Source organism: Acinetobacter johnsonii, assembly GCF_048551975.1.
Lineage (GTDB): Bacteria > Pseudomonadota > Gammaproteobacteria > Pseudomonadales > Moraxellaceae > Acinetobacter > Acinetobacter johnsonii_A.
The window spans coordinates 1-10,368 of sequence record NZ_JBIMCF010000039.1 but is presented as its reverse complement, the minus strand read 5'-3'; the positions used below and the strand labels follow the sequence as shown (position 1 = coordinate 10,368).

Sequence of the window (10,368 nt, the reverse complement as noted above, 5' to 3'; positions counted from 1 at the left end):
AATTTTGTGATACATTATTGTATATACAAATTTGAATGTTTTTTATGGAACAGTATTTCGAATGGGATGAGGCAAAGAATCGAAAGAATCAGAAAAAGCACGATGTCTCTTTCGAAACAGCAAGCCTTGTTTTTGATGATCCATTAAGGATCTCAATCCAAGACAGACATACCGATGGTGAAGAACGTTGGCAAACCATTGGAAAAGTAAAAGGCGTACTAATGCTCTTAGTAGCTCACACCATCTTTGATGAAGATGACTGTGAAATCATACGAATCATTAGTGCAAGACAAGTAACTAAGGCGGAGCGAGATAGATATGAGCATGGTTAGATACTCACGCAAAGAACTGAATGAAAAATTCAGCGACAAGCAAGATGCTGAAATTCAACGCTTGCTTGCTAAGGGAACGGTTCCTGACGATCAGCTAGATCTCTCAGATATGCCTGAAATTACCGACTGGAGCAATGCTGTACGCCACAATCAATTCTATCGACCAGTGAAGCAACAAACATCTATTCGTTTAGATGCTGACGTACTTGCATGGTTCAAAGCACAAGGTAAAGGTTATCAGACACGCATGAATGAAATCTTGCGGGATGCCATGCTAAAAGAATTAAAAAAACATCAGTAAAAATGGGAGCTTAGGCTCCCATTTTTGACTTCGCATAAGGTGTATTATGTTAATTTTAGAAATAGTTAATTATTAATGGTGAATATTGTTTATGAGTACTGAAAAAAAAGTCCCCAAAATAGTTCGTAAAGGTTCAGAAATTTTAGGTGTAATTGCCCCAACATTTTTAATAGAACCAACAGGCTTATTAAGCCTATTAATTACTTCAACAGGCGATGTAGTAGCCGATACTCTTGATAAAAAACTCTCTAACCGAGAGGCTTTTAGAACTAATATGGCGTATCAATATTTTGTTGAAAAGTTAAAACTTCATCAAAAAAATGGCTTAATGATTAGAGATGATGAATTTTTTAGGTTTTCTGTGGGTAGAAGAAAAACTTTTGAAGAATTATTTGAGGCTATTTTATTAAAATCAAAAGACCAGTATGAGGAAGAAAAAGTAAAATTTTTTTCAAATTTATATGCAAATGGTTGTATAGATACGTCTTTAACTCCACAAACAATTTCCTTATTCATTGTCATTTTAGATAAACTCACATTTCATCATTTAGATGTCCTCAATAAATTTTATATTTTAGGAGCTGGTTCAAATTGGAAATATAACGATATGAGTTATTTATCAAATAAAAACATTAATCTACCTACATATCTGGCAGAATTGCAAAATCTAAATCTCATTACTCCTACATTTTTTGGAGATTCACCATTAAAAATAACAAATCTAGGTGAGAAGCTTATTAATTCAATAGAATTTGAAAATAGATTTGATGATTTAAGTAATGAAATTATTCTAAAAAATAAAAATTAATGCACCAATATCAGTATGATAAAATTAATTAATTCAACAACCTGTAATTTAATTAAGATTATGAAATTTATATCGATATTTTTATTAGCTTCACTTACTATGAACCCAGTTTTTGCTAAAGGAAATAAGCCTTGTTCTGGCAAGAAAGGGGGAGTTAAGCATTGTACTTCTGATAAAAAATTTATGTGTAATGATGGCTCTGTAAGTGCCTCGAAGAAAGTATGTAATAGTTAGGGGTAAGTCATGAGTTTTAGAATAAGAGCAGGTAAATCTCTTGGTGGTATTTCTTTTTCTTTTGGTAAATCTATAAATAATAAACTAACAGCAAAAGAAATAAAAAATAAAGAATTTCAAAATTTTTTAGTTAAATCGGCTTCAGATTTAAATGAAAGCGTCTTCTCTTTCATAAAACTTTATGGCTATGATCCCAAACAAATTCAAAATGATAGTATTGATCTGGATGAACTTCTAATCGGAGATGAAGCTTTTGAAAAATTTAAAGCCCTTTCCCTCCATGCTAAAGAGATTATTGAAAAAGTAATCTATTCAGAAGACACAGGAATTAAGGGAAAACGTGACATCACTGATGCTATATTTGAGCTAAAATCATTTGTTAAAAGCTGTCCTCAAAAATATCACAAGCCACCACAACAATTTTCTTATTTAAAAAATACAAGTTCAACTATACCTGCCATACCACAACAATTTCGTTCACCTGCTGAAGTAAAATTTGAGAAAACCAAGCGGATCCTATTATGGATTGGCATATTCATTATGCCTTATATTTTTGCATGGTTTACTCTTAGTAAAACCTTTACTAAAAACAATAGAATTATAGCGTTTGGATGGATGTTATTCGTAATAATTCTAATGCTTAGCGGAAAAAACTAGGTACTAACAGCTAACAAAAAATGGTTGAATCTGCGGACGCTGTTTTTGTGATTCTATCCAGAGTGAATACTTAGATTGAACACGCATTAACAGGTCTGCACTGATACCTAAAGCATCATGTAAACGTAAAGCCACATCTGCGGTTACAGGTGCTTTGCCATTAATAATTCGAGAAAGTAATGGACGTGTCACTTGGATGCGCTCAGCAAGTTCTGTGATCGTAATCGCTTGCCCTTCTTCTTTTAACCCATCTAACCATTCTGAAACTAACTCACCTGCATGAGCTGGATTATTCATCATCATATTCACCTCAATGGTAGTCCTGATAGTCCACGATATAAGCATTACCGTCTTTAAAAATAAAAGTCATTCGCCAATTGGCATTCACTGTAATTGCCCAATGATCTTTTAATTTACCTTTCAAAGGATGAAGCTTCCATCCAGGGAAGTTCATTTCATCAATACTTTGAGCTTCATTCAAAGCAGTTAATTGTCTTTTTAACTTGGTTGAATGAACAGCCTGAATACCTGCTGTAGAACTTGTTTTAAAAAACCTTTCTAACCCTTTATGTTTAAAATCTACAATCACAAGAAACCTTCCTTTGTATAGTTGTAGTATACAAAAAATCGTTCAGTAAAACTATACAAAAATAGAGTCCAAATTTCATTTAACATAAAATCTCTTATTCGAAATTTGAACTGTAAGCCCCAGATAGAAAAATCCCTACGCACATAAACCCGATTTAAAGGCAAAACCTAACAATATTACAAGTAGCACTGTTAGCATTGCTTTAAGCCTAAAAATCGCATCATCAGCTATTTTAATTTTCTCCTTATACTCTACCTCTGACATTGAAAACTTATCCATTTCAGCCTGAATAGCGTCCATATATTTTGAAATTTTTTCTAATTTTTCGCTCTGCTGTTCATTTTTAAGTGATAGCGCAGTATTGGATTGCTCCAGTTGTTTATTTAAATTGATCTGCTGAATAATTTTGTTCGCTTGATCGGCATTGATTTTTTGACTTTCCTCATTAAATTCATCCTGCTCTTTAGACTCTTGAATCAACTGCTTTACTCTAGCAGTCAGTTTTATGTTTTTTTCTTTGAGGGCTTCATTCTCTTGTTCTAGAGATACTTTAGCTTTTTCTATTGTAGAAAATTGCTTTTTAAAGTCGGTGAGCTGTCGCTGTAGCTCAATATTTTCCTCAAAGTGACTTGTCGCAACCTCATCAACTAAAAAATCACAATATTTAAAGAAATCGGCTTCAATCAGGGCAAAGGGCATGGCATGAGAAATTTTTAAATGCTCAACAATTTCATGCCAACTTTTACCCGTGCGGTACAGCTCGGTAATTTCATCCTGTCGGCTCTCAAGCCATCTACGTTTATTGAAATAAGGGGTTTTAGCCATCACTCAATATCCTTGTAAAAACTATCGCTATAAACATAGCCATCACTACTTTTGGACGCTAAAAACCTCTTACCCTCCTCACTGCTTTTCCATGCCAAAAGTAGCTCTCTTGAGCTTTGATTGGCTTCGTCTTTAATAGCCCTAAAATATGTATGGATTTCGGTATTATTTTTAATTTTTGGAGTGGAAGCACGGACATAGCTTAGATTTAACTTTCGTCCACCTGCACCTAAAAAACTACGGTTCATTTTTGACTGAAAATAAGCCGTGAACATGCTATATAACTTACCGATCTGCACACGTACACCACGGTAGCCAATATAGCCCTCAAGGCTTAAAAGGTACTTTTCAAAATGTTCTTTTACATCCGTATTGGATTTATTTTTTTGAAAGCTATTTACCAAATTAACGCCACGTTGACGCACAGCCTCAAACGCTTCTTGCTTCAAACGCCATGTAAAATTGGTCGCATGTTTGGTATTTTCACTTAAACCCATTTCTTGCAATTCTTTGATACTTTTGGCTCGTTTTGTGAGCTGTAAAAAAGTATATTCACCCACTGTTAAGGATATCTTTCCAAAGGTTTCAGCACCTTTGACCTGTTTAGAAATTTGATCATTTAAATAATCAAGATGATCATATTTATTCTGAATAATCACACCATCAGGCAAACGTAGAAGTAAGTCATTTACACGGCAAAGCAAAAGCAAAATCGGGGGTCTAAGTGCATATAATTTATTTTCACCTTTCGATTTATCACGTAAATAACGATAAAAATCTGCTTCGCCAAGATTTTCTTTCTGAAAGCAGCCACCGTTATAGGTAATGCAACAAAATGTGCTTTGTCCGGACAAAAATTTTCGATACTGCTGTTGTGGTGTATTCAGCAAACCATAGCGGTCATTCCACTTTTCAAGCATGGATTCTGCATTACTAAAACTGCTCGGTTTAATCAAAATTCCCAAATCGTAACCTTTGCTGAAACATGCAAGGGTCGTATGAGTGAACTCTTTTATGCCAGTGGTGTAATAAATCATTTTTTCTTATTTAGTCCAAAAATTTAATGATTAATATACCCTCATTTGTAGATTCTTAAAGGGATTCCAAAGATTTTTTTAAAAGTTATATCTAAAAGACTAGTTATAGGTAGTTATAACCGAATTATGCTATCGCATAATTAGCAGTTCCCTGAAATTCGACTTGACACAGTATCTACTACGCATAAGATGGGTTTTGTAGAAGTTGTTTTTTAGTTGGACTGCCAATCCAAACATTCAAATTGATTAAATTTGTTTGTTCATGGATTGCCAACCATGAACAAACAACATCACCCCTTTTCGCAACCTGCCAAGTTGTGAAAAGTTTTATCGGTGAAGCTGCGTGCGTGAGAAATCTAGCTGGCGCGGCTACGATAGGGGCTAGAGGGTGTGACTCCCTCTTTCTACCTGTTACCCAAGTCAAATCCCATATTTTTATATGGCGCATTGGGGCGACACGGACACGGGAATTGACGGGTTATCAGCGTTTAAAACATACGACTGGTAACTTAGTAAATTAACCCTGTTTTATTTGTGATGTGGAGTCATTTCAAGGATTGATAATGGCGTTGATGCACTGGCAGATGCTTCGTAAGGGCATAGTCATGGCGCACAGGTGGGCTTTTGAGATGATCGTGAGGTCATAGGGGAATGAGGTGTTAAACTGGATTTCTCGGCACGTCACGGTGAATTGTTGAACTCGTAGAGATACGTTGCAATTTGCTTTGGCGGTCAATGGATAGCTCAAGCCTGTAAATTCGGCTCTGTCAACATACAACTATAGAATAGTTGGTGGCAGTCGATATGCGTAGAGTAAGTGCTTTACCTTATTAATTTAACTCTACAATATAACCCCGACAAGACTTGGAACTGCGGTCGGGTGAATATGGAATTGAGTTTAGTTAAGTTAGAGATAAGCGTACTACTCGTTAAGACAAATAAGACTAACGTGGGCGCACTTCACACCGTTTGAGTTGTAGATATTTAATTTCTGATTGATGATTTCACAGAAAAGCGATTCTAGGCAAACAACGAGGTGGTGATCGGTGACGGTCTTTAGAAGTGTTAGAGAATCAGACAAGTACAAAACCTTAGCTACATCGAGGTTGCAGACAGTTCGAGCGAATAAAAACGTAAGCGCTGTTAATTGGGAAAGTCTATGCCGATAAGTTGGTGATGTTTAAGGTGAATGAATACAGAATTTTCAAGTAATAATCGAGTGGTATCAACATGCTTTGGCTAGCATGATTTACTTGAAAAACTGTCTTAAAACGATTCTACAATCGTGAAAATTAGTTGTCTTGGCCGACAAGGATATTTTCAAACTGTTGATGCAGTATAAATACGTACAAACTAGTGGTTTTAAGAACCCAGACCCCTTCTAAGGGGCTGGGTTTGTCTTTGTATAATTATAAATATCTATATTTCTTTCTGGTTTGCGATCTAAGCTATCTTATTTTAAGAATGTATCTTTGGATTAGAAAAAGAGTTAATCGAGCTATAACACCCTATTTCTTGCGTTTAAATGACACTATCAATTAGATCAAAGATAAATAAAAGCTTTCTACTAAGTGCTCTCACTCACTCAAGATCACCACAGCCCTCGCTTTGCTCGGGCTGATGGTGAACGTTGAGAGAGTTTCGGCAATACTCACCCTAAGAGCTTGCAAAAAATTTGCTTGCTCTCGAAGTATTGCCTGTACACCTTTCGGGCTGACGGAGCCACGCATCGGTCGTATCTGCAAAGGGTAATTGTGCTTTCCCTTATAGGCTGAGATTACGATTCACACACCGCATCGACACGTTCCCAAACCAACTGAACCCAACTATCTCCGCAAGGGTTTCCCCAATTTACGATTTAAGCCAAGTATTCAGCTACTCATCACGTTGTTGCTTTGTCGATTTCCCCTAGTAGCAACTCTTGCTTTATCCATATAAAACAATCGCTGTGGTGCGCTAGCGTCGCTTAATCCTTCCACCCACACCACATGCCAACCGTACAAAACGGACACGCAGAAGCAGGCAAAGCTTGCATACAAATTTGCTTATTTAATGGACACAAAACGATTCAATAACGAAGTAATTCAGGTTAGGACTTGTAATTACTGCACATAACTGTAAAAATAACTGCACAGGTACAAAAGCCTTAGTGTGAAATCATAACGGTCGCCAAACCTTATGATCTTCGTTATTTGATGCGTCAACATCAAATAACTGCGTACCGCTAAATATAAAGCGAAACCCCAAAATGTTGCAAGACATTTTGGGGTTTTTCTTTGCTCTATCAACAATTTAAGTTACCTTCTAGTTTCCCAAAAGTTACCAACTTTTTTTACCCCCCTTTGCATCTTTATGATTCTTATCTGTTTTCAGGCAAAAAAAGTTACCAACTTTTTTTCAGAAAGTTCCCTTCTTTGATTTTTAAAATTAATCTATTTGTCTGTTTTTTGAACAAAAATTAAATCCATGTTTTTTTTGATTTCAGCTAATAAGTTAGACAAACCATGCCTAATTTTAGGCAAATTTAGACAAAACACTTGTAAAAGGATAAATTAATCTATTGTAAAAATAGACAGTCTATTAGACATCCACTTTTGACAGGTTTAGGCATAGTTTTACATCATGAAAAGTCTTTCAGTTATAGAGTTATCAAAGTTATATGGAATTAATAGACAAACAATTTACAACAACATAAACAAAGGAATTTTAAGTAAAAATTCTGATAATAAAATTGATTTATCAGAAGCTATCCGTGTATTTGGAGAGCCGGCTAAAAAACAGGATGTAAAAGAACCTGTAAAAATAGACAGTCCAAACTCGGCAGAAGTTTTACTGCTTAGACAGCAGATAGACATGCTAAAAAATCAGCTTGATGATGCTAAAGATAGGGAGTCCTTTTATCAAAATCAGATTGAAACGATGCAACGCCTATTGGAAGCACCAAAACCCAATACCACTCAATCTGGAGATTCTGGATCAGTACAGCCTGAACCAGCAGCAGAAGTGATAGCAATGCCACCTAAAGAATCAGAGATACTCGAGAATAAGCGAATACCTGTTCCAGAGCATGTAGAGCCTGAACCTGAAAAAAGAGGCTTCTGGAGCCGCTTCTTTAAGCCATATGGCTGATCTGATTGTTCACCTGGGCTTATTAAAACCGTGGAACATTGCTCAAGAAGTAAGCGTGGAACGTGAAAAATCATAAAAAAAGCCCGAACAGGGATGCTCGGGCTATAAACTAGAAACTACAGCGTTGAATTATAAGGATAATTATACAGCATTTCGTATAAGGTGTATTATGTTAATTTTAGATAAACTATAGAATCCATTAGTTTTTAAACCAATAAATTAAATATTTTATGGAACTCCAGAATATTTATTCAGGCGATACTTAAGCAATAAGGGTAGGGTGATTACATAAAGTATTGCAGCTAATGCCCATACCATTCCAGGAGCTGATGCCTGAGTCATAAAATAGAGGCTAGTAACTAATACAGGACCAATTATAGCCCCCAGACTATTAAAACTGCTTAATAGCCCTTGTAATTCACCTTGTCTTTCATCACTAATACCTCTGGACATCATTGCTTGCAAAGCAGGAACGGCTACTCCACCAAGGGCAAACAATGGTAACAACGCAAAAGGCACCCATTCTTCAACAGCAATAGATAAAAGAAGTAAACCAATTGCATCGCAAGCTATTCCACATAACAACGTATTTTTCTCTCCAAACCTCTTTACCATAGGGGCGATAGCAAAAGCCTGTGCAATAGAATGGCATATTCCATAACTAGCAAGGGAAACACCTGCAATAAATATACTCCAGCCATAACGATCCTGCCCATAGATAACCCATAAAGTTGCGGGGACTTGTGAAACCAATGTGATAATTAAAAAGATACCAAGCAATGGAGCCATATTAGGTTGAGTGATCAAATAGGATAATTTCTTTAATATTGATTGCTCCTGAACCTTCTCAGTCATTTTATTGCTGTGTTTTGATTCTTTTAATAAGACTGCTGTCATTATTAAATTAATCCCATTCATAAAAGCAGCAGCAAAGAACGGTGCATGTAAGTTCCATTCACCCAAAACTCCACCTATTACCGGACCCGCTATAAACCCAATACCAAAGACAGCTCCAAGGAGACCAAACCTTTTTGCACGCTCATGGGCTGGAGTAATATCTGAAACATAAGCTGTTGCAACAGCCATGTTGGCACCTGTAATTCCCGCAAAAATACGACCAATATATAGCCACAATAGAGAAGGAGCAGCAGCCATTAGGAGATAATCAGCCGTTGCACCAGCAATTGAAATAATTAATACAGGTCGACGTCCAAATCGGTCACTCAACGCTCCAAGGATAGGTGCAAAAATGAACTGCATCAGAGCATACACAGCTAATAAAGCACCATAGTGAACACCGCCTGCTTCAGCTCCAGCCAATGACCGTAATAATTCAGGCAAGATCGGCATAATTAAACCAATCCCAACAGCATCCAGAAATATAGTGATTAAAATCACGCTCAATGATTTCTTCACAAATGCCTTCTCTAGCAATGATAGAATTAATATTCTCTCACACACTCCCTATCAGTGATAGATTTATGAGTAAAAAAGATATTGCACCTCAACGTCTGACACGTGAAATAGTCCTGCGTACCGCATTGGATATGTTGAATGAAGAAGGCATAGATTCAATAACCACACGCAAGCTAGCTCAACGATTGGGTATTAAATCTCCAACTCTATATTGGCATTTCAAGAATAAATCCTTGTTAATGGAAGCAATGGCGGAAACCATTATAAATGAACACCATTTAGTTTCTTTACCCATCGATGGGATGACATGGCAAGATTGGTTGCTCGCTAATTCTGTAAGCTTTCGTCGAGCACTACTAGCTTACCGTGATGGTGCTCGTCTACATGCAAGAACTAGCCCCAGTCAAGGACATTTCAACACGATTGAGGCCCAAGTTGCGCTGTTATCTCATGCTGGGTTTTCTCCTGTTGAAGCAGTTGCATTACTTATGACATTAGGAAGGTTTATTGTTGGGTGGGTCCTTGAGGAGCAGCAAGAAGAAATAAGATCAGACCCACCATTCGAAGCCGATCCAACTATATATCCACTCATGCTCCAAGGAGTGAATACCTTACAAAATATGAATGCGGATGACATTTTTGAAAATGGGATTCGTATGGTGATTATCGGTGCTGAAAGACAACTTGATATTAAAATGCAAACTTAACTCTATACTGCTTTAAGCAACTGTTCTATTTAGTAATAAAGCTTTTATCCTTAATTATTTAACATAATAGAGCTTATACGAAACGCATTTTTAATATTACTTTAAGATCAGTATCTTATCGTTATTCATACCCTCTGGAACGTTCTCGTTCAACCGACTTGGAAACAAGTCGGTTTCTTTTTAAGCAATTTTGATAGTTCTTGCCAATAAATCTGACTAAAAATTACGCTTTTCAGCTTGAGTGATACAATTTTGTGATACATTATTGTATATACAAATTTGAATGTTTTTTATGGAACAGTATTTCGAATGGGATGAGGCAAAGAATCGAAA

The 10,368-nt window shown here is 36.3% G+C and carries 11 protein-coding genes; 6 read left to right on the top strand and 5 right to left on the bottom strand.

What is annotated here, in order from left to right:
• The first annotated feature begins 44 nt into the window (after window positions 1-44).
• From ACG9ZB_RS15885 to ACG9ZB_RS15870, 4 genes are all read left to right on the top strand, one after another.
• On the top strand, window positions 45-332 hold the full coding sequence (locus ACG9ZB_RS15885) for a BrnT family toxin (protein ID WP_004884492.1): 288 nt from the start codon (window positions 45-47) through the stop codon (window positions 330-332).
• A complete protein-coding gene (locus ACG9ZB_RS15880) occupies window positions 319-633 on the top strand; it encodes a BrnA antitoxin family protein (protein WP_047930176.1) in 315 nt (104 codons plus the stop codon). The genes ACG9ZB_RS15885 and ACG9ZB_RS15880 overlap by 14 nt, the downstream gene beginning before the upstream one ends.
• A 91-nt stretch (window positions 634-724) precedes the next feature.
• Window positions 725-1,441: a hypothetical protein gene (locus ACG9ZB_RS15875; RefSeq protein ID WP_086200107.1), complete on the top strand. Its 717-nt coding sequence runs from the start codon at window positions 725-727 to the stop codon at window positions 1,439-1,441.
• Window positions 1,442-1,684: 243 nt separating this feature from the next.
• On the top strand, window positions 1,685-2,332 hold the full coding sequence (locus ACG9ZB_RS15870) for a hypothetical protein (protein ID WP_419326720.1): 648 nt from the start codon (window positions 1,685-1,687) through the stop codon (window positions 2,330-2,332).
• Between the two features lie 3 nt (window positions 2,333-2,335).
• Here ACG9ZB_RS15870 and ACG9ZB_RS15865 read toward each other — a convergent pair whose 3' ends face one another.
• From ACG9ZB_RS15865 to ACG9ZB_RS15850, 4 genes are all read right to left on the bottom strand, one after another.
• Window positions 2,336-2,632 carry a HigA family addiction module antitoxin gene (locus ACG9ZB_RS15865; RefSeq protein ID WP_205666425.1) on the bottom strand — a complete coding sequence of 99 codons (297 nt, stop codon included), beginning with the start codon at window positions 2,630-2,632 and terminating at the stop codon, window positions 2,336-2,338.
• Window positions 2,633-2,642: 10 nt separating this feature from the next.
• Window positions 2,643-2,921 (bottom strand): type II toxin-antitoxin system RelE/ParE family toxin, encoded by a 279-nt coding sequence (locus ACG9ZB_RS15860; RefSeq protein WP_419326719.1) that lies wholly within the window; start codon window positions 2,919-2,921, stop codon window positions 2,643-2,645.
• Window positions 2,922-3,056: 135 nt separating this feature from the next.
• Window positions 3,057-3,746 (bottom strand): hypothetical protein, encoded by a 690-nt coding sequence (locus ACG9ZB_RS15855; RefSeq protein ID WP_419326718.1) that lies wholly within the window; start codon window positions 3,744-3,746, stop codon window positions 3,057-3,059.
• Window positions 3,746-4,711, bottom strand: coding sequence for a hypothetical protein (locus ACG9ZB_RS15850; protein WP_419326717.1), 966 nt, complete (start codon window positions 4,709-4,711; stop codon window positions 3,746-3,748). The genes ACG9ZB_RS15855 and ACG9ZB_RS15850 overlap by 1 nt, the downstream gene beginning before the upstream one ends.
• 2,694 nt (window positions 4,712-7,405) lie before the next feature.
• Here ACG9ZB_RS15850 and ACG9ZB_RS15845 point away from each other — a divergent pair.
• Complete coding sequence (locus tag ACG9ZB_RS15845; RefSeq protein WP_168397101.1) at window positions 7,406-7,912, top strand: plasmid replication DNA-binding protein; 507 nt, start codon at window positions 7,406-7,408, stop codon at window positions 7,910-7,912.
• A 228-nt stretch (window positions 7,913-8,140) separates the two neighbouring features.
• On the opposite strand, the gene tet(39) is transcribed toward ACG9ZB_RS15845, so the two are convergent.
• Window positions 8,141-9,328 carry a tetracycline efflux MFS transporter Tet(39) gene (gene tet(39) / locus ACG9ZB_RS15840; RefSeq protein WP_004856455.1) on the bottom strand — a complete coding sequence of 396 codons (1,188 nt, stop codon included), beginning with the start codon at window positions 9,326-9,328 and terminating at the stop codon, window positions 8,141-8,143.
• Between the two features lie 65 nt (window positions 9,329-9,393).
• On the opposite strand from tet(39), the gene ACG9ZB_RS15835 reads away from it, so the two are divergent.
• Entirely contained in the window at window positions 9,394-10,035 is a 642-nt protein-coding gene (locus tag ACG9ZB_RS15835; RefSeq protein WP_004787586.1) for a TetR/AcrR family transcriptional regulator C-terminal domain-containing protein, read from the top strand.
• The last annotated feature ends 333 nt before the right edge of the window (window positions 10,036-10,368 follow it).